Annotated in this window: 17 protein-coding genes; 16 read left to right on the forward strand and 1 reads right to left on the reverse strand. The window is 68.4% G+C overall.

The features are described 5' to 3' along the window. Positions 1-14: 14 nt before the first annotated feature. From DSHI_RS14375 to murJ, 3 genes are read left to right on the forward strand one after another with little or no spacing between them, the layout of a single operon-like run. Positions 15-1199, forward strand: coding sequence for a penicillin-binding protein activator (locus DSHI_RS14375; RefSeq protein ID WP_012179493.1), 1185 nt, complete (start codon positions 15-17; stop codon positions 1197-1199). Positions 1200-1203: 4 nt separating this feature from the next. Then, positions 1204-4035 (forward strand): [protein-PII] uridylyltransferase, encoded by a 2832-nt coding sequence (locus DSHI_RS14380; protein WP_012179494.1) that lies wholly within the window; start codon positions 1204-1206, stop codon positions 4033-4035. 37 nt (positions 4036-4072) lie between these two features. Further along, the gene (murJ, locus tag DSHI_RS14385; protein ID WP_012179495.1) at positions 4073-5677 is read left to right on the forward strand and encodes a murein biosynthesis integral membrane protein MurJ; all 1605 of its coding nucleotides are present in this window, start codon (positions 4073-4075) and stop codon (positions 5675-5677) included. 188 nt (positions 5678-5865) lie between these two features. On the opposite strand, the gene DSHI_RS14390 is transcribed toward murJ, so the two are convergent. After that, positions 5866-6549, reverse strand: coding sequence for a rhomboid family intramembrane serine protease (locus DSHI_RS14390; protein WP_012179496.1), 684 nt, complete (start codon positions 6547-6549; stop codon positions 5866-5868). A 99-nt stretch (positions 6550-6648) separates the two neighbouring features. Between DSHI_RS14390 and trpS the strand changes: the two genes are divergently transcribed. The 13 genes from trpS (at position 6649) to DSHI_RS14455 (ending at position 18593) form a co-directional block, all read left to right on the forward strand. Continuing rightward, positions 6649-7674 carry a tryptophan--tRNA ligase gene (gene trpS, locus DSHI_RS14395; RefSeq protein ID WP_012179497.1) on the forward strand — a complete coding sequence of 342 codons (1026 nt, stop codon included), beginning with the start codon at positions 6649-6651 and terminating at the stop codon, positions 7672-7674. Between the two features lie 505 nt (positions 7675-8179). Continuing rightward, complete coding sequence (locus DSHI_RS14400; RefSeq protein WP_012179498.1) at positions 8180-9040, forward strand: branched-chain amino acid aminotransferase; 861 nt, start codon at positions 8180-8182, stop codon at positions 9038-9040. A 79-nt stretch (positions 9041-9119) separates the two neighbouring features. After that, entirely contained in the window at positions 9120-9575 is a 456-nt protein-coding gene (locus tag DSHI_RS14405; RefSeq protein ID WP_012179499.1) for a universal stress protein, read from the forward strand. Between the two features lie 89 nt (positions 9576-9664). Continuing rightward, on the forward strand, positions 9665-10228 hold the full coding sequence (locus tag DSHI_RS14410; RefSeq protein WP_012179500.1) for a NifU family protein: 564 nt from the start codon (positions 9665-9667) through the stop codon (positions 10226-10228). Between the two features lie 4 nt (positions 10229-10232). Beyond that, complete coding sequence (gene tsaB, locus DSHI_RS14415; RefSeq protein ID WP_012179501.1) at positions 10233-10889, forward strand: tRNA (adenosine(37)-N6)-threonylcarbamoyltransferase complex dimerization subunit type 1 TsaB; 657 nt, start codon at positions 10233-10235, stop codon at positions 10887-10889. Then, positions 10886-11305 carry a ribosomal protein S18-alanine N-acetyltransferase gene (rimI, locus tag DSHI_RS14420; protein WP_012179502.1) on the forward strand — a complete coding sequence of 140 codons (420 nt, stop codon included), beginning with the start codon at positions 10886-10888 and terminating at the stop codon, positions 11303-11305. The genes tsaB and rimI overlap by 4 nt, the downstream gene beginning before the upstream one ends. Before the next feature lie 181 nt (positions 11306-11486). After that, the gene (locus tag DSHI_RS14425) at positions 11487-12476 is read left to right on the forward strand and encodes a BMP family lipoprotein (protein ID WP_012179503.1); all 990 of its coding nucleotides are present in this window, start codon (positions 11487-11489) and stop codon (positions 12474-12476) included. Positions 12477-12550: 74 nt separating this feature from the next. Next, the gene (locus DSHI_RS14430; protein WP_044028930.1) at positions 12551-14146 is read left to right on the forward strand and encodes an ABC transporter ATP-binding protein; all 1596 of its coding nucleotides are present in this window, start codon (positions 12551-12553) and stop codon (positions 14144-14146) included. Continuing rightward, on the forward strand, positions 14146-15264 hold the full coding sequence (locus tag DSHI_RS14435) for an ABC transporter permease (protein ID WP_012179505.1): 1119 nt from the start codon (positions 14146-14148) through the stop codon (positions 15262-15264). Before DSHI_RS14430 ends, DSHI_RS14435 begins: the two co-directional genes overlap by 1 nt. Continuing rightward, positions 15261-15890 (forward strand): LysE family translocator, encoded by a 630-nt coding sequence (locus DSHI_RS14440; protein WP_012179506.1) that lies wholly within the window; start codon positions 15261-15263, stop codon positions 15888-15890. Before DSHI_RS14435 ends, DSHI_RS14440 begins: the two co-directional genes overlap by 4 nt. Before the next feature lie 4 nt (positions 15891-15894). Continuing rightward, positions 15895-16860 carry an ABC transporter permease gene (locus tag DSHI_RS14445; RefSeq protein ID WP_012179507.1) on the forward strand — a complete coding sequence of 322 codons (966 nt, stop codon included), beginning with the start codon at positions 15895-15897 and terminating at the stop codon, positions 16858-16860. Positions 16861-16917: 57 nt separating this feature from the next. Next, on the forward strand, positions 16918-17838 hold the full coding sequence (locus tag DSHI_RS14450; protein WP_012179508.1) for a sulfite exporter TauE/SafE family protein: 921 nt from the start codon (positions 16918-16920) through the stop codon (positions 17836-17838). Further along, entirely contained in the window at positions 17835-18593 is a 759-nt protein-coding gene (locus DSHI_RS14455) for a TIGR02186 family protein (protein ID WP_012179509.1), read from the forward strand. Before DSHI_RS14450 ends, DSHI_RS14455 begins: the two co-directional genes overlap by 4 nt. The last annotated feature ends 70 nt before the right edge of the window (positions 18594-18663 follow it).

An 18663-nucleotide genomic window follows, 5' to 3' on the forward strand; every position in this document is an offset into this window, starting at 1 on the left:
GCGCGGAGGCTGCCATGTTCAATCGTTTCTTCTCAAGGCGCAAGGCTCTGCGCGCCGGCGTCGCGGCGGCGGCGGCCACGGTCGCGCTTGCGGCCTGCGATGTGCCGGTGGGCGGCGGCGGCGGCGGGCCGTCGATCAATGCCCGCGCCCCCGTGCCCGTGGCACTTCTCGTCCCCTATGGCACCGAGAACGCGAGCGAGGTCAATCTTGCCCGCTCTCTCGAGAACGCGGCCCGGCTGGCGATTGCCGACCTCGACGGGGTGGAGATCGACCTCAAGGTCTACGCCACCGCCGGCAGCCCCGAGCAGGCGGCGACCGTCGCCCGCGAGGCCGTGGCGGACGGGGCGCGCATCCTGCTCGGGCCGGTCTTTTCGGCGGCCGCGAATGCCGCCGGTGTGGCGGTCGCACCCCGCGGGATCAACGTTCTGAGCTTTTCCAACAACACCGCCATTGCGGGCGGCAATGTCTTCGTGCTGGGCAACACCTTCGAGAATACCGCGCGCCGGGTGGTGTCTTACCTGGCCAGCCTGGGCAACCGGTCGGTCCTCGTCGCCTACCCGCAGAGCCAGGTCGGCACCGTGGGCCGGGACGCGGTCGTGCAGGCCATCGCGACGACCGGGTCGCAGAACGCCGGCACGTTCAGCTACGAGCCGTCCCAGACCGGGGTGATCAACGCGGTGCCCGAGATCGCCGGCGCCGTGCGCGCCAGCGGGGCCACCGCTATCGTTCTGGCGGATGACACCACCGGGGGCGTGCCGCTGCTGTCGCAACTGCTGCTGGAGAACGGGGTCGATCCCACCGAGACCCAGTTCGTCGGCCTGACGCGCTGGGATCAGCCCGCGGCCACGCTGGAGCTGCCCGGACTGCAAGGCGGGCTGTTCGCCCTGCCGGACCCGGCGCTGACCAGTCTTTTCCAGGATCGCTACGTGGCTGCCTTTGGCGCGCAGCCGCACCCGATCGCGGGGCTGGCCTATGACGGGATCGCGGCCATCGGCGCATTGGTGAAATCGCAGCAGGGCCAGGCCCTGACCACCTCGGCCCTGACCCAGGGCGCGGGGTTCGCGGGCGTGTCCGGCACCTTCCGCCTGCGCGCGGACGGCACCAACGAGCGCGCGCTCGCCGTGGCCCGGATCGTCGACCGCTCGGTCACCATCGTCTCCCCCGCCCAGCGCAGCTTCGGCCTCGAAGGCGGGTCCTGACCCGGTGCCCGCGCAGGCCGTCGATGTCGCCCTGTCCCCGCCCCCGGCCAGCACGGCGCCGGCGGGTGGGATCGGCCTGGTCAACCTGCCGCTCGTCGCCCCCGCCGACGCGATCTTCGACACCGCCACGATCCGGGCCGAGGCCGACCGGCTGAGCCAAGCGGAGGGCGCCTCCGCGAGCGCGGTCCGCAAGGCGGTGGTCGGATTGCTCAAGGACGCCCGCAAACAGGGCCTTGCCACGATCCGGGCCGGGCTCGACGCCGCGCCGTTCAGTGCCCGCGAGACCGTGCGCGCCTATGCCTACCTGACCGACGGGCTGGTCACGACCGCCCTGCACGTGGCCCAGACCCACCTGCACCCGCTGCCCACCCCGACCGATGGCGAACGGCTCAGCGTGCTGGCCGTGGGCGGCTACGGGCGGGGCGAGATGGCGCTCCATTCCGATGTCGATCTGCTGTTCCTGACGCCCTACAAGATCACGCCCTGGGCCGAGAGCGTGATCGAGACCACCCTCTACATGCTGTGGGATCTCAAGCTGAAGGTCGGCCATGCCTCGCGCACGGTGCGCGACTGCCTGCGGCTGGCGCGCGACGACTACACGATCCGCACCGCCCTGCTGGAAAACCGGCTGCTCTATGGCGACGCGGAGCTCGCAGCCAAGCTGCGCAAACGGCTGAAGTCCGAGCTCTTTCAGGGCACCTCCCAGGATTACATCGAAGCCAAGCTGGAGGAGCGGGAGCAGCGCCACACCCGCCAGGGCGGGCAGCGTTTCATGCTGGAGCCCAACGTCAAGGAAGGCAAGGGCGGGCTGCGCGACCTGCAATCGCTCTACTGGATCGCGAAATACGTCCACGGGGTCGAAACCGTCCAGGAGCTCGAGAACCTCGGCGTCTTCACCCACGAGGAACGCGTGCTTTTCGATACCGCGGAAACCTTCCTCTGGGCGGTGCGGTGCCACCTGCACATCGTGTCGGGCCGGGCCACGGACCAGCTGACCTTCGACATGCAGGTCGAGGTGGCCGACCGGCTGGGCTTTGCCGACCGGGACGGGCGGCGCGGGGTCGAGCATTTCATGCAGCTCTATTTCCGCCACGCCACCAGCGTGGGCGACCTCACCCGCATCTTCCTGACCGCGCTGGAGGCCAGCCACGCCAAACGGGAGCCCCGCCTGATCGGGATGATCAAACGCTCCCGCCGCAAGAAGGTGAAAGAGGCCTATGAAGTGCGCCAGAACCGTCTGGCCATCGCCGACCCCGAGACCTTCTTCCGAGACCCGATCAACATGCTGCGCATCTTCGAGGAAGCGCTGCGCACCGGCTACCTGCTGCACCCGGACGCGATGCTGCGGATCAAGGCGAACCTGTCGCTGATCGACAATCGCGTGCGATCCAACAAGGAGGCCAACCGGATCTTCTTCGACCTGCTGTTGAAACACGGCAACCCCGAGCGTGCCCTGCGCCGGATGAACGAGCTTGGCGTGCTCGGCGCGCTGATCCCCGAGTTCCAGAAGATCGTCGCCATGATGCAGTTCAACGTCTACCACCAGTACACGGTGGACGAGCACATCATCCAGTGCATCTCGAACCTGGCCGAGATCGAGCGCGGCGAGCTGGTCGAGAGCCTGCCCGTGGCCAGTCGCATCCTCAAGCAGGGGGTGAACCGCAAGGTGCTCTATACCGCGCTCCTGCTCCATGACATCGGCAAGGGTCGGCCCGAGGACCATTCGGTCGTCGGCGCACAGATCGCCCGCCAGGTCGCGCCGCACATGGGCTTCAACCCGCGCGATTGCGAAACCGTGGAATGGCTGGTGCGCTATCACCTGCTGATGTCCGACATGGCGCAGAAACGCGATCTGGCCGATCCGCGCACCATCCGCGATTTTGCCAAGGCCGTGCGCACCCGCGAACGGCTCGACCTGCTGACGGTGCTGACCGTGTGCGATATCCGCGGCGTCGGGCCCGGGACCTGGAACAACTGGAAGGCGCAGCTGATCCGGTCGCTCTACTGGATGACCGCCGAGGCGCTGGAAAACGGGCTTGAGGATCTGAACCGCGAAACCCTGGAGACCGACGCCAAGCGCGCCCTGCGCGCTGCCCTGTCGGACTGGCCGCGCAAGGACCTGCGGCTGGAGACCGGGCGCCATTATGGCCCCTACTGGCAAGGCCTGCCCGGCGATGCCCATGTCACGCTGGCGCATCTGCTGCGCGGGATCGAGGATGACCAGGTCCGGCTCGACCTGACGCTGGACGCGGACCGCGACGTGACCCGCGTGTCCTTCGCCATGGCCGATCACCCGGGCATCTTCGCCCGGCTCGCGGGGGCCCTGGCCCTGGTTGGGGCCAACGTGGTGGACGCGCGCACCTACACCACCAAGGACGGCTATGTCACCGCCTGTTTCTGGGTGCAGGACGCCGATGGCAAACCCTATGACGAGTCGCGCCTGCCCCGCCTGCGCAAGATGATCGACAAGACCCTCAGCGGCGAGGTCGTCACCAGCCAGGCCCTGGTCAGCAAGGACAAGGTCAAGAAACGCGACGCCCAGTTCCGCTTCCCGACCTCGATCAGTTTCGACAACGAAGGCTCCGAGATCTACACCCTGATCGAGGTCGACACCCGCGACCGCCCCGGGCTGCTGTTCGATCTGGCCAAGGCGCTGGCCGATGCCAATATCTACGTCGCCTCCGCCCAGATCGCGACCTACGGGGCGCAGGTGGTCGACACGTTCTACGTCAAGGACATGTTCGGCCTGAAGCTGCATGGCGAGGCCAAGCAGAGGACCATCGAGAAGCGCCTGCGCGAGGCAGTGGAACACGGCGCGGAGCGCGCGCGGACATGACTTGGACGACCCGGGCCCGCACGCAAGGAGCGGCCGCGTGAAACCGATCCGGCTGCTGGCGGGGTTCATGACCGTGGGGCTGTGGACCATGGGAAGCCGGGTGCTGGGCTTCGTCCGCGATATCCTGATCGCGGGGCTCCTGGGCGCGGGGCCGGTGGCGGACGCGTTTTTCGTGGCGTTCTCCCTGCCCAACATGTTCCGCCGGTTCTTCGCCGAGGGCGCGTTCAACATGGCCTTCGTGCCCATGTTCTCCAAACGGGTCCAGAGCGGCGACGACCCCGAAGGCTTCGCCCGCGACGCCCTGTCGGGGCTGGGGCTGATCCTGATCCTGTTCACCCTGGTCGCCCTCGCGGCGATGCCCTGGCTGGTGCTGGCCATGGCGTCGGGGTTCGTCGGGGACGCGCGGTTCGACCTGGCCGTGGGCTTCGGGCGGATCGTGTTCGTCTACATCCTGTTCATCTCCCTCGCGGCGCTGCTGTCGGGGGTGCTGAACGCCACCGGGCGCTTCGCGGCGGCCGCCGCGGCACCCATCCTGCTCAACGTGATCTTGATCACCGCGCTGCTGGTCGCCGAGACCGGCGTGCTGGAAGAGGTGCTGATCCTCGGCGGGATCGGCGCGTTCGAGCTGGGCGAGATCGCCGGGCTGCACCACGGCACCATGCTGGCCATCGGCGTCGTGCTGGCCGGGATCGCGCAGCTTTGGCTTCTGTGGCGCGCGGCGGCGAAGGCGGGCTTCCCGCTGCGCCCGCGCCGCCCGCGCATGACGCCGGAACTCAAGCGGCTCGCCATCATCGCCGCCCCCGCCGCCCTCGCGGGCGGCGTGGTGCAGGTCAACCTGCTGGTGGGCCGCCAGGTGGCGAGCTTCTTCGACGGAGCCATCGCCTGGCTGAACTATGCCGACCGTCTCTACCAGCTGCCCCTGGGGGTCGTGGGTATCGCCATCGGGATCGTCCTGCTGCCGGACCTGTCGCGCAGGCTCCAGGCCGGCGATACCGCGGGCGGGCAGGACGCGTTCAACCGCGCGGGCGAGATCTGCCTCGCCCTGACCGTGCCCGCCGCCGTGGCGCTGCTCTGCATCCCCGAGGCGTTGGTCTCGGTCCTGTTCGAACGCGGGCGCTTCACCGCCGAGGACAGCGCCGCGACCGCGCTCGCCGTGGCGGTCTACGGGGTCGGCCTGCCCGCCTTCGTGCTGCAAAAGGTGTTCCAGCCGCTGTTTTTCGCCCGCGAGGACACCCGCAGCCCCCTGCGCTACGCGCTCTGGGCGATGGTCGTGAATGCCGGCATCGCGATCGGACTGGCCCCGGTGATCGGCTATGTCGCCGCCGCCCTCGGGGCGTCCCTGGCGGGCTGGGCGATGGTCTGGCTGCTTTGGCGCGGCTCCCGCCCCCTGGGGGAGGCCGCGGCCTTCGACGCCCGGTTCAAGGCGCGGATCGGACGGATCGTTCTGGCGGCCCTGGCCATGGGCGCGGTCCTGCTGGGCGCGCAAGAGCTGCTGTCGGAAGCTTTGCGCACGCCCACCCTGCGCTACGGCGCGCTGGCCGCCCTCGTGGCCCTCGGGATCGTCAGCTATGGCGCGGCCGGGCATCTGCTGGGCGCCTTCCGGATGGCCGAGGTCAAGCGCGCCCTGCGCCGCGGGCCCTGACCCGTCGAAGGCCCGGGCCCCCGCCAAACCGCATCGCGCAGCGCCACGACAGCGAGCGCAAGCGCATCGTCGTAGCGAGGAGCGCGCGCAAGCGCATTATCGTAGCGAGGAGCGCGCGCAAGCGCATCACCATAGCGAGGAGCGCGCGCAAGCGCGCGACGAGCAGCCCGAAAGCAAGACGTCCCCGCCTAACGCCCGCGCAGCTTGGCCATCACCCGGCCCCACCCCCCCGGCGCGATCAGGAAACACAGCCCGAACCCCGCCACGAAACCCGACAGGTCCGCGACCCAATCCATCCCCACCTCGAAGAAGATCGCGAAGAACAGCTGGATGCCCAGAAGCATCCCGATCAGCGTGAAGGCCCGATATTGCTGCCCGCCCGTGGCGATCAGCGACACCCACAGCAGGAAGGTATAGGCCCCGATCAGCCCATAGACCCCCGGATACCCCCCGATCAGCGGCAGATCCTCGTTCAGAAACAGCCCGTAGACCAGCGCGCCCACCACCGCCGAAACCCAGAAGATCGTCAGGAACGCAAGCCCCCCGAACACCTCGGACACCATCTTGCCCATGGCCAGCACGAAGATCACCACGAAGACCGCATGGGTGAAGCTCGCGTGGATCAGCGGATAGGTCACGACCCGCGCCAACTGCTCCGGCGGAAAGCGCCCATTGGCCAGCATCCAGTCGAACACCTGGTCGACGAAGCCGAAATCCCGGATCGCCGCGATCCGCCAGCCCACCGCCTCCGGGCCGCCGAGGATGCCGCGCGCGCCCAGCGAGAACAGCGCCTCGATCCCCAGGATCACGACCGCGAGCGCCACCACCAGCGGCGGCAGCGGATTGAAGGGCGATTGCGGCTCGGGGGTCATGGACAGGCCCTCTGGTTGACGACAGCTTGGGCCATGGGTAAGCGACGCACCGGGGCGCGTCCAGCCCGCGCCGCGCCTGCCAGATCAAGAGGGACCGCCATGACCGAGCCTGCCAGCAGCTTCACCCCCCGGGTCTTTTCCGGCATCCAGCCCTCGGGCGGGCTGACGCTGGGCAACTATCTCGGCGCGATCAAACGCTTCGTGGACATGCAGGACAGCGGCATCCAGACCCTCTATTGCATGGTGGACCTGCACGCGATCACCGTCTGGCAGGACCCCGCCGCCCTGACCCGGAACACGCGCGAGCTGGCCGCGGGCTATCTGGCCGCCGGGATCGACCCCGCGCGCTCGATCCTGTTCAACCAGTCCCAGGTGCCGGAGCACGCGCAATTGGGCTGGATCTTCAACTGCGTGGCGCGCATGGGCTGGATGGGCCGGATGACCCAGTGGAAGGACAAGGCGGGCAAGAACGCCGAGAACGCGTCCTTGGGCCTTTTCGGCTACCCGGCGCTGATGGCCGCCGACATCCTGGTCTACCACGCCACCCATGTGCCCGTGGGCGAGGACCAGAAACAGCATATCGAGCTGACCCGCGACATCGCCGCGAAGTTCAACCATGACTACGGCGTGGACTTTTTTCCCATGACCGAGCCGGTGATCGAGGGCGCGGCGACGCGCGTGATGTCCCTGCGCGACGGCTCCAGGAAGATGTCGAAATCCGACCCTTCGGACATGAGCCGGATCAACATGACCGACGATGCCGACGCCATCGCCAAGAAGATCCGCAAGGCCAAGACCGACCCCGAACCCCTGCCCGAGACCGTCGAGGGGCTGAAGGACCGCCCCGAGGCGCGCAACCTGGTGAACATCTACGCCGCCCTGTCGGACCAGAGCGTCGAGGCGGTGATCGCCGCCCATGCCGGCGCGCAATTCGGCACGTTCAAGCCCGCGCTGGTGGACCTCGCCGTGGACAAGCTCGCCCCGATCTCCTCCGAGATGGCCCGGCTGATGGACGATCCGGCCGAGATCGACCGGCTGCTGGGCAAGGGCGCGGCCCAGGCTCGCGAGATCGCCACCCCGATCCTGCAAAAGACCTACGACATCGTGGGCATGGTCCGCAGCTGACCGGGGGCGCGTCCGGACAGGCACCGCGCAGGCGCCTGCCCGCGCCAGCCTGCCGCCACCGGCGCAACCCGCCAGGCCCCTGACATCCATGTCTTTATCTCAGTCTGCCGACCGGATTTCCAACCGGCCCCGAGGTGGCAGGCTGCGTGAATACCGGGGTAACCATGCACAAGGGGCTTGGCAAACTTCCGCGCATCCGCTAGATATCACCCTCCCAACTGACATGGAGGTACCATGGCGTATGTGAACGCAACACCGCAATCTGTGCGGTCTCAGCCGACGACCGCGTCGGACAAGAAGGGTCCTGCCATCGGGGCGACGAAAACGCCCGCAGGACCTGGAACGATGGATTACCAACTGGGCTTCGCCGCAGGCTGAGGTCCGACTGACGAGTACACGCGAGGCGGTCACAGGGATCGCCTCGCGCCATACCCCCCCAATCCCCCCGAAAATCGATGGACCTTGCCCCGCGGCGCCACTAGCGTGCCCGACGGGAGGGAACGCCATGGCAACCGGGACCAATATCCGCACATATTTCGAAGGCCGCTGGCACGACGGCGACGTGCCGATCATGCGCGCGGCCGATCACGGCTCCTGGCTGGGCTCGACCGTGTTCGACGGCGCCCGCTGGGTCGACGGGGTCGCCCCGGATCTCGCCGCCCATTGCGCGCGGGTGAACGCCTCCGCCGAGGCGCTGATGATCACGCCGACGGTCACCACCGAGGAGATGGTCGAGATCGCGCTGGAGGGGGTGAAATCCTACCCGCCCGAGGCGGCGGTCTATATCCGGCCGATGTATTGGGCGCTCGATGGCGGGCACCTGGCGATCGTGCCCCGCGAAAACGCCACGGGCTTTGCCCTCTGCCTCGAAGAGATCCCCATGGCCCCGCCCGACACCGCCACCACCCTGACCCGCACCCGGTTCCGCCGCCCGGTGCTGGAGGACAACCTGACCAACGCCAAGGCCGGCTGCCTCTATCCCAACAACGCGCGGATGCTGGCCGAGGCCCGCGCCAAGGGCTTCGGCAACGCCCTGGTGGCCGATGCCATGGGCAATGTCGCCGAAAGTGCGACCTCCAACCTGTTCATCGTGCGCGACGGGGTGGTCCTCACCCCGATCCCCAACGGCACGTTTCTGGCCGGGATCACCCGGGCCCGCCACATCGCCAACCTGCGCGCCGACGGGGTCGAAGTGCGCGAGACCGTGCTGAGCTTCGAGGACGTGGCCGAGGCCGACGAGGTTTTCCTGTCGGGCAACATGATGAAGGTCACCCCCGTGACCGCCTTCGACGACCGGCAGTACCAGATCGGCCCGCTGACCCGCCGCGCGCGGGCGCTTTACTGGGACTGGGCGCACGCGACCTGACCGCGCGCCCCGCCCGCCCCCAAGCCCGTTGCCAAGCCCGCCCCCATTCGCCATGATCGCCGCCGGACAGGAGGCCCCGATGCGCAAGTTTCTCGTCGTGCTCGATGACAGCCGCGAATGCCTGAATGCCATGCGCTTCGCCGCCATGCGCGCGGCCAATACCGGCGGCGGCGTGCAGATCCTGTCGGTGATCCCGCCCGATGAATTCAACCACTGGATCGGCGTGGGCGAGGTCATGCGCGAGGAAAGCCGCGAGCGCATCACCGCCCATTTCGAGGTCTTCGCGAAATGGATGCGCGACAAGCAGAATGTCGACCCCGAACTGGTGATCCGCGAAGGCGAGCCGGTGGACGAGATCCTCGCCCAGATCACCGACGACCCGGAGGTCGGCGTGCTCGTGCTCGGCGCCGGGAGCGGGCGCAAGGGGCCCGGCCCGCTGGTCTCGGCCCTGGTGAAATCCGCAGGCACCCTGCCCGTGCCCCTGACCATCGTGCCGGGCGAGCTGAGCAAGGACCAGCTGGAGGCGGTGTGCTGACCTTTCACGGGACAGTTTAGAATCGTTCCAAGTTCTTGACCGAACGCCCCGGGCAGCGCATATAGGGTATAGCTGCACGGAGGCACCCCATGTTCATTCAGACCGAGTCGACACCGAACCCCGCCACGCTCAAGTTCCTGCCCGGGCAGACCGTGCTGGAAACGGGCACGGCCGACTTCCCATCCGCCGAGGCCGCCGGATCCTCGCCGCTCGCCGGCCGCATCTTCGCGGTCAATGGCGTGACGGCGGTGTTCTTCGGCACCGACTTCGTCACCGTGACGAAGGACGAGGGCGTCGAATGGGACCACATCAAACCCGCCGTGCTCGGCGCGGTGATGGAACATTACCAGTCCGGCGACGCGGTGATGACCGGCGAGGCCAGCGCACCCGCGGGCCATGCCGCCCATGACGGCCCGGATTCCGAGATCGTCGGACAGATCAAGGAACTGCTCGACACCCGCGTGCGTCCCGCCGTGGCCCAGGATGGCGGCGACATCACCTTCCACGGCTTCGATCGCGGCATCGTCTATCTGCACATGCAGGGCGCCTGTGCGGGCTGCCCGTCCTCGACCCTGACGCTCAAGATGGGGATCGAGAACCTGCTGCGCCACTACATCCCCGAGGTGCTGGAGGTTCGCCCCGTCGCGGCCTGACCCCTTGGACCCCGTTCTGGCCTTCGATACAGCGGCCGCGCATTGCGCGGCTGCTTTGCTGTGCGGCGACCGCATTGTCGCGATCCGGCACGAGCCCATGGCCAAGGGCCAGGCCGAACGCCTGCTCCCCCTGCTCGAAGAGCTGCTGGCCGAGGCCGGGATCGGCTGGCGCGACCTCGCGGCCCTCGGCGTCGGGATCGGCCCAGGCAACTTCACAGGCATCCGCATCTCCGTCGCCGCCGCGCGCGGCATCGCCCTTGCCCGGGGCATTCCCGCCATGGGCGTCTCGGGGCTGGAGGCGCAGGTCTACGGCACGGGCCGCGCGGCCCTGGCCAGCCTCGATGCCCGCCGGGATGCCGCCTATGTCCAGGCCTTTGACGCGATGGGCCAGCCGCTGGCCCCGCCGGATATGGGCGATCCCGCCACCCTGGCCCTGCCGGACCTGCCCGCACCGCCGCTCTGCCTCGGCCCGGCCGCCGCGGCCCTTGCCCTGCGCACCGGCGGCACCTCCGGCACACCTGCCACACCGCAGGCCGAGGCCATCGCGCGCATCGCCGCCGCCCGGGCGCAGCCCGCCCTGCCGCCGCCCATCCCGCTCTATATCCGGCCCGCCGACGCTGCCCCGGCCAAACCGGCCCCGGCCCTGCTCCGCCCGCGATGACCCCGGCGCAGATGGCCACGCTCCACGCGGCCTGCTTCACCACCCCGCGCCCCTGGACCGAGGCGGAGATTACCGAAACCCTCGCGCGCCCGGGCAGTTTCACCATCACCGCCCCCCATGGCTTCGCCCTGGCCCAGGTCGCCGGTCCAGAGGCGGAGCTTCTGACCCTCGCCATCGCCCCCGCCGCCCGCAGGCAAGGCATCGCGCGCGCGCTCATGGCCCGGTTCCACGCCACCGCCCGGGCCCGGGGCGCGCAGGAGGCCTTTCTCGAAGTGGCCGCGGACAACACCGCCGCGCGCGCCCTCTATGCCCGGCTCGGCTATGCCCAGGCAGGCCGTCGCAAGGGCTATTACCGCGGCCCGGACGGGGCGCGGCAGGACGCGCTCGTGCTGCGCCGCCCCCTGCACGACAGCTGACGCCGGGTCACGCGCCCAAGGCACGGGCAATCGCCCCCAAATCCCGCAATCGGGTCCAGAATCCTGTTGACCCTGCCGGGACGCGCCGCCTTACTTGGCGGGATCACTCGATCTGCCTGTGCTCGCAGGGTGACCCGTATCAAGAGGCACCCGCAGCCTGACATCAACTGGGAGTTACCACATGACCATCCTGCAGAAACTGCTCGGCGCGACCGGCGCACTGGCGCTCTCGACCGGAGCCGCGCTGGCCGAACCCGCCCTGATCTTCGACCTCGGCGGCAAGTTCGACAAATCCTTCAACGAGGCCGCCTTCAACGGCGCCCAGCGCTGGGTTCAGGAGACCGGCGGCACCTACCGCGAGATCGAGCTGACCTCCGAGGCCCAGCGCGAGCAGGCCCTGCGCCGCTTCGCCGAGGCCGGCAACAACCCCATCGTGATGACCGGCTTCGCCTTCGGCAACGTGCTGGGCGAGGTCGCGCCCGACTACCCCGACACCAGCTTCGCGATCATCGACATGGTCGTGGACCAGCCCAACGTGCGCTCGGTCGTGTTCAACGAGCACGAGGGCAGCTACCTCGTGGGCATGATGGCCGCCATGGCGTCCGAAACCGGCACCGTCGGCTTCATCGGGGGCATGGATATCCCGCTGATCCGCAAGTTCGCCTGCGGCTACGCCCAGGGCGTGAAGGCCGCCAACCCCGACGCCACCGTGATCCAGAACATGACCGGCACCACGCCCGCGGCCTGGAACGACCCGGTCAAGGGCGGTGAGCTGACCCGCGCCCAGATCAGCCAGGGCGCCGACGTGGTCTATGCGGCCGCCGGTGGCACCGGCGTCGGCGTGCTGCAGACCGCGGCCGACGAGGACATCCTGTCGATCGGCGTGGACAGCAACCAGAACTACCTGCACCCGGGCGAGGTTCTGACCTCGATGATGAAGCGCGTCGACAACGCGGTCTTCGCCGCCATGTCCGACGGCCCGGGCTTCGAGACCGGCATCCGTGTCCTGGGTCTCGCCGAAGACGGCGTGGGCTATGCGCTCGACGAGTTCAACGCCGAGCTGGTCACCGACGAGATGCAGGCCGCCGTGGAAGAGGCCAAGGCCAAGATCATCGCCGGCGAGATCACCGTGCATGACTACATGTCCGACAACACCTGCCCGGTGATGTAAGCCACCGATCCGACACAAGAAACATGCGCGCGGGACACCCCCCGCGCGCAGGACTGACCAACGGGGTGGGCTCCATGTCCGACACGCAAGCACCTGCGATCGAGCTTCGCGGGATCTCCAAGGCCTTCGGACCGGTGCAGGCCAACAAGGACATCTCGATCCGGGTCATGCCCGGCACCATCCACGGCATCATCGGCGAGAACGGCGCAGGCAAATCCACGCTGATGAGCATCCTGTATGGCTTCTACAAGGCCGACGCGGGCGAGATCTTCATCAAGGGCCAGAAGACAGAAATCCCCGACAGCCAGGCCGCGATCCGCGCGGGCATCGGCATGGTGTTCCAGCATTTCAAGCTGGTGGAAAACTTCACCGTGCTGGAAAACGTCGTGCTCGGCGCCGAGGAGGGCGCGCTGCTGCGCCCCTCGCTTGCCAAGGCGCGCAAGCTGCTGCGCGAGCTGTCCGAAGAATACGAGCTGAACGTGGCCCCCGACGCCCTGATCGAGGATCTCAGCGTCGGCCACCAGCAGCGGGTCGAAATCCTCAAGGCGCTCTACCGCAAGGCCGACATCCTGATCCTGGACGAACCCACGGGCGTGCTGACCCCGGCCGAGGCCGACCACCTCTTTCGCATCCTCGAAGGGCTGAAGGCCGAGGGCAAGACCATCATCCTGATCACCCACAAGCTGCGCGAGATCATGGAAACCACCGACACGGTCTCGGTCATGCGCCGCGGCGAGATGACCGCCACCGTCAAGACCGCCGACACCAGCCCCGAACAACTCGCCGAGCTGATGGTGGGGCGCAAGGTGCTCTTGCGCGTCGACAAGACCCCCGCGCAACCCGGCGCCCCGATCCTGACCGTGGACGACCTGCGCGTGGTGGACGACCAAGGCGTCGAACGGGTCAAGGGCATCTCGCTGCAGGTCCGCGCCGGCGAGGTGCTGGGCATCGCCGGGGTCGCCGGCAACGGGCAGTCCGAACTGCTCGAGGTGCTGGGCGGCATGCGCCCCGCCACGGGCCGCGTCACCGTCAGCGGCCAGCAGATCGACCTGACCGGCAAGCATTCCAACGGCAAGACCCGGCGCGCCCAGGGCATTGCCCATGTGCCCGAGGACCGGCAGGCCGAGGGTCTGATCATGGACTACCACGCCTGGGAAAACGTCGCCTTCGGCTACCATGATGACCCGGCCTACAATCGCGGCCTCCTGATGGACAACCGCGCCGTGCGCGCCGATGCCGAGGGCAAGATCGCCCGCTTCGACGTGCGCCCGGCCGATTGCTGGCTGGCGGCCAAGAACTTCTCCGGCGGCAACCAGCAGAAGATCGTGCTGGCCCGCGAGATCGAGCGCAATCCCGAGCTGCTGCTGGTCGGGCAGCCCACCCGCGGCGTGGATATCGGCGCGATCGAATTCATCCACCAGCAGATCATCGCCCTGCGCGATGCGGGCAAGGCGATCCTGCTGGTCTCGGTGGAGCTGGAGGAAATCCTGTCGCTCTCGGACCGGGTCGCGGTGATGTTCGACGGGCGCATCATGGGCGAACGCCCCGCCGCCGAGACCAACGAGAAGGAGCTGGGCCTGCTCATGGCCGGGATCACCGAACCGCCCACCGACAAACCCCTGATCCAGGTGGTCGAGGAAAACCTCGCCGCCGCCGCGGAGCACAGCTGATGGATCGGATGCCGAAATGGGCCGACGCGCTGCTGGTGCCGCTGCTCAGCGTCCTGATCGCCTTCGTGATCTCCGGCCTGGTGATCATCGCCATTGGCGAGAACCCGTGGGAGGCGCTCAAGCTCATGGTCACCGGCGCGCTCGGCTCGACCTATGGCTGGGGCTATACCCTTTATTACGCGACGAATTTCATCTTCACCGGCCTCGCGGTCGCCGTGGCCTTCCACGCGCGGATGTTCAACATCGGCGGCGAGGGGCAGGCGATGCTGGGCGGGCTCGGCGTGGCGCTGATCTGCCTCTATATCCCCTGGCCGCACTGGGCCATGGCGCTGCCCGCGGCGGTGATCGGCGGCGCGGTGTTCGGCGCGGCCTGGGCGGCGATCCCGGCCTACCTGCAAGCCAAGCGCGGCAGCCATATCGTGATCACCACGATCATGTTCAACTTCATCGGCGCGGCGGTGCTGAACTACCTGCTGGTCAACCAGCTGCGCCCGCAAGGCAGCATGGACCCCTCCACCGCGAAATTCCCCGAGGCCACGCATCTGCCCACGCTCCACGACCTGCTGGCCCCGCTGGGCATCGAGTTCTCCCGCGCCGCGCCGGTCAATATCAGCCTGCTGGTGGCGCTGGTGGCGTGTTACCTGTTCTGGTTGCTGATCTGGCGGACCAAGCTCGGCTACGAGATCCGCGCCTATGGCAATTCCGAGACGGCGGCTGTCTATGCCGGGATCTCGCCCACCAAGATCATCATGGTGGCGATGCTGATCTCCGGCGGGCTGGCGGGGATGATGGCGATCAACAACGTCATGGGCGAGGCCGAGCGGCTGGTCCTGAACGCGGTCGAAGGCGCGGGCTTCATCGGCATCGCCGTGGCGCTCATGGGCCGCTCGCACCCGGTGGGCGTGCTGCTGGCGGCGATCCTCTTCGGCTTTCTCTACCAGGGCGGGGCGGAACTGGCGCTGTGGACCAACATCCCGCGCGAGCTGATCGTGGTGATCCAGGCGCTGGTGATCCTGTTCACCGGGGCGCTGGACAACATGGTCCGGATGCCCATCGAAAAGGCCTTCCTCGCCGCGCACCGCCGCAAGACCGCCCGCCGGTCGGAGCCCGCGGAATGATGGCCGAGTATCTGCCCGCCCTGCTGGCCGCCTGGGGCGTGCAACTGGTCGGCGTGATGTCCCCGGGCCCGTCGGTGGCCCTGCTGCTGGGCGTCGGCACGGCGCAAGGGGCACGGGCGGCCCTGCTGACCTGCGCCGGGATCGCGTCCGCCTCGCTGGTGCTGTCGGTCGCGACGGTGCTCGGGCTGACCGTGATCTTCGCCCAACTGGCCGAGGCGATGGTGGTGCTGAAAATGGTCGGCGCGGCCTATCTGGCCTGGCTCGCCTGGGGCGCGGTCCGGCGCGCGGTGACCCTGCCGCCCCTGCCCGCCCCCGTGGCCACCCGCGCCACCGCCACCCGGCTGGCGCGCCGGGGCTTCCTGTTGCAGGTCTCCAACCCCAAGGCGATCCTGTTCTGGATCGCCATCGCCAGCTTGGGCGGCCTCGCCGGTGCGCCCTGGCCCGTCATCCTGATCTTCGTCGCGGGCGCCTTCCTGAATTCGTTTCTCGGCCACGCCGCCTGGGGCCTCGTTTTCGCCGCCCCGCCCATGCGCCGCGCCTACCTGTCCGGGCGCCGCTGGGTCGAAGGCGCGCTGGCCGGCTTTTTCGCCTTCGCCAGCTTCAAGCTGCTGACCACGAGGATCTGAGCCCATGGATTTCGCCACCCTCCTGCAAGTCCTCGACAGCACGATCCGTCTCGCCACGCCGCTGCTGCTCGCTTGCCTGGCGGGGCTGTTTTCCGAACGCGCGGGGATCTTCGACATCGGGCTGGAGGGCAAGATGCTGGTCGCGGCCTTCCTGTCGGCGGCCATGGCGGCGATCACCGGCTCGGTCTGGATCGGGCTCTTTGCCGGCGTCTTCGCGGCGCTGCTCTTCTCGGCGATCCACGGGCTGGCCTCGATCACCTTCCGGGGCAACCAGCTGATCTCCGGCGTGGCGCTGAACTTCCTTGCCGCGGGGTTGACCGTCCTGATCGCACAGAGCTGGTTCAGCCAGGGCGGCCGCACCCCCTCGCTCATCGGCGGTGCGAGGTTCGAGCCGATCACCCTGCCCTTCGCCGAAGCGCTGCAGAACGTCCCCATCCTCGGGCCGATCTACTATGAACTGATCTCGGGTCACACGATCCTGGTCTATGTCGCCCTGCTCGCGGTGCCTGCAACCTGGTATATCCTCTTTCGCACCCGGTTCGGCCTGCGCCTGCGCGCGGTGGGCGAGAACCCGGCGGCCGTGGACACGGCGGGGATCTCGGTCGTGGGCCTGCGCTACGCCGCCGTGGCGATTTGCGGGCTGCTCTGCGGTCTCGCGGGGGCGTATCTGGCCACGGGCCTCTCGGCGGGCTTTGTCAAGGACATGACCGCCGGGCGCGGCTACATCGCGCTGGCGGCGCTGATCTTCGCCAAATGGCGGCCCTGGTACGCGCTCATGGCCTGCCTGCTCTTCGGCTTTCTCGAAGCCATCGCCAACCGGTTCCAGAACATCGAGATCCTGAGCATCCCGATCCCGGTCCAGCTGATGCAGGCCCTGCCCTATATCCTGACGGTCGTGATCCTCGCCGGTTTCGTGGGCAAGGCGATCCCGCCCCGCGCCGGCGGCGAGCCCTATGTCAAGGAACGCTGAGCCCGTAGGCAGTCTCGCCGCATTGCGTAAAACCCGCCGGGGCGCGTAAGGAGAGACATGCAGATCTACCTCCCCATAGCCGAGGTTTCGGTGAATGCGTTCCTGCTTCTGGGACTGGGGGGGATCGTGGGCGTGTTGTCGGGGATGTTCGGCGTGGGTGGCGGATTCCTGATGACACCGCTGCTGTTCTTCATCGGCATCCCGCCCGCCGTGGCCGTGGCGACCGAGGCCAACCAGATCGTCGCCTCGTCCTTCTCGGGTGTGCTGGCCCACCTGCGCCGCCGGACCGTGGATCTCAGGATGGGCACCGTCCTGCTGGTGGGCGGGCTCTTCGGGGCCGGGATCGGCGTGATCCTGTTCAACTACCTCAAGGCGCTCGGCCAGGTCGATCTGCTGGTCAAGCTGTGTTACGTGGTCTTCCTGGGCGTGGTCGGCGCGCTGATGTTCGTCGAGAGCCTGAACGCCATCCGCAAATCCCGGAAATCCGGCGGAGCGCCCCCCGCAAGACGGCAGCGCAACTGGGTCCATGCCCTGCCGTTCAAGATGCGCTTCCGCACCTCGGGGCTCTACATCTCGGTGATCCCGCCCCTGATCGTGGGCTTCGCGGTGGGCGTGCTGGCGGCGATCATGGGCGTGGGCGGCGGGTTCATCATGGTGCCCGCGATGATCTACATTCTCGGGATGCCCACCAAGGTGGTCGTGGGCACGTCGCTCTTCCAGATCATCTTCGTGACCGCCTTTACCACGCTGCTCCATGCCACCACGAACTTCACCGTGGACATGATGCTGGCGGTGCTGCTGCTGATCGGCGGGGTGGTGGGCGCGCAGATCGGCACGGCCCTGGGTACCAAGCTGAAGGCCGAACAGCTGCGCATCCTGCTGGCGATCATCGTGCTGGCGGTCTGCGGCAAGCTCGCCTTCGACCTGCTGGTGATGCCGAGCGAGCTCTACTCCATCGGTGAAGGAGGACACGGATGATCCGCCTCGCCGCCGCCCTGCTGCTGTTGCTGGTCGCGCTGCCCCTGCGCGCCGAAGAGGTCGTCGCCGATCTCAGCCAGACGCGGGTGGCGATCACGGCGAATTTCGACGGCTCCGAGATCCTGATCTTCGGCGCCGTGAAACGCGAAAGCCCGATCCCACCGGCAAACGACCTGGGCGTCATCATCGCCGTCGAAGGCCCGCCGGAGCCGGTCACGATCCGCCGCAAGTCCCGGGTCGCGGGCATCTGGGTGAACACCGCCGCCGCCGAGATCGACGCCGCCCCCACCTTCTACGCCGTGGCGACCTCCGCCCCGCTGCGCAGCATCCTGAGCGAGACCGAGGACCTGCGCCACCGGATCACCACCCGCAATGCGATCCGCGCCATCGACAGCGGGGCCGCCGAAGAGCTGGATCTCTTCACCGACGCGCTGGTGCGTATCCGGGCCAGCGAGGACCTCTACCAGACCCGGGAGTCGGCGGTGGTCCTGCGGGCGCAGACCCTGTTCTCGACCGAGTTCACCCTGCCCGCGAACCTGACCGAAGGCAGCTACCGCACCCGGATCTTCCTGACCCGGGACCGGCAGGTGATCGATGCCTTCGAGACCGCGATCGACGTGCGCAAGGTGGGGCTGGAGCGGTGGATCTACAATCTCGCCCATGACCGGCCGCTGATCTACGGGATGCTGTCGATCGCCATCGCCATCGCGGCGGGCTGGAGCGCGTCCGCCGTGTTCCGCTACATCCGCGGCTGACATCGGCCCTTGGCCCCCACGCGGGGCCAAGAATTTTAGATAAAATTCTTCGCCCCTGCGGCACCGTCTG

Source organism: Dinoroseobacter shibae DFL 12 = DSM 16493 (assembly GCF_000018145.1).
GTDB classification, from domain to species: Bacteria; Pseudomonadota; Alphaproteobacteria; order Rhodobacterales; family Rhodobacteraceae; genus Dinoroseobacter; species Dinoroseobacter shibae.

Bases quoted from the DNA above. Each gene is read 5' to 3' on its own strand.
- DSHI_RS14375 (WP_012179493.1), top strand. From the start codon at position 15: ATGTTCAATCGTTTCTTCTCAAGGCGCAAGGCTCTGCGCGCCGGCGTC.
- DSHI_RS14390 (WP_012179496.1), bottom strand. From the start codon at position 6,549: ATGACCCCCGAGCCGCAATCGCCCTTCAATCCGCTGCCGCCGCTGGTG.
- trpS (WP_012179497.1), top strand. From the start codon at position 6,649: ATGACCGAGCCTGCCAGCAGCTTCACCCCCCGGGTCTTTTCCGGCATC.
- DSHI_RS14400 (WP_012179498.1), top strand. From the start codon at position 8,180: ATGGCAACCGGGACCAATATCCGCACATATTTCGAAGGCCGCTGGCAC.
- DSHI_RS14405 (WP_012179499.1), top strand. From the start codon at position 9,120: ATGCGCAAGTTTCTCGTCGTGCTCGATGACAGCCGCGAATGCCTGAAT.
- DSHI_RS14410 (WP_012179500.1), top strand. From the start codon at position 9,665: ATGTTCATTCAGACCGAGTCGACACCGAACCCCGCCACGCTCAAGTTC.
- rimI (WP_012179502.1), top strand. From the start codon at position 10,886: ATGACCCCGGCGCAGATGGCCACGCTCCACGCGGCCTGCTTCACCACC.
- DSHI_RS14425 (WP_012179503.1), top strand. From the start codon at position 11,487: ATGACCATCCTGCAGAAACTGCTCGGCGCGACCGGCGCACTGGCGCTC.
- DSHI_RS14430 (WP_044028930.1), top strand. From the start codon at position 12,551: ATGTCCGACACGCAAGCACCTGCGATCGAGCTTCGCGGGATCTCCAAG.
- DSHI_RS14435 (WP_012179505.1), top strand. From the start codon at position 14,146: ATGGATCGGATGCCGAAATGGGCCGACGCGCTGCTGGTGCCGCTGCTC.
- DSHI_RS14440 (WP_012179506.1), top strand. From the start codon at position 15,261: ATGATGGCCGAGTATCTGCCCGCCCTGCTGGCCGCCTGGGGCGTGCAA.
- DSHI_RS14445 (WP_012179507.1), top strand. From the start codon at position 15,895: ATGGATTTCGCCACCCTCCTGCAAGTCCTCGACAGCACGATCCGTCTC.
- DSHI_RS14450 (WP_012179508.1), top strand. From the start codon at position 16,918: ATGCAGATCTACCTCCCCATAGCCGAGGTTTCGGTGAATGCGTTCCTG.
- DSHI_RS14455 (WP_012179509.1), top strand. From the start codon at position 17,835: ATGATCCGCCTCGCCGCCGCCCTGCTGCTGTTGCTGGTCGCGCTGCCC.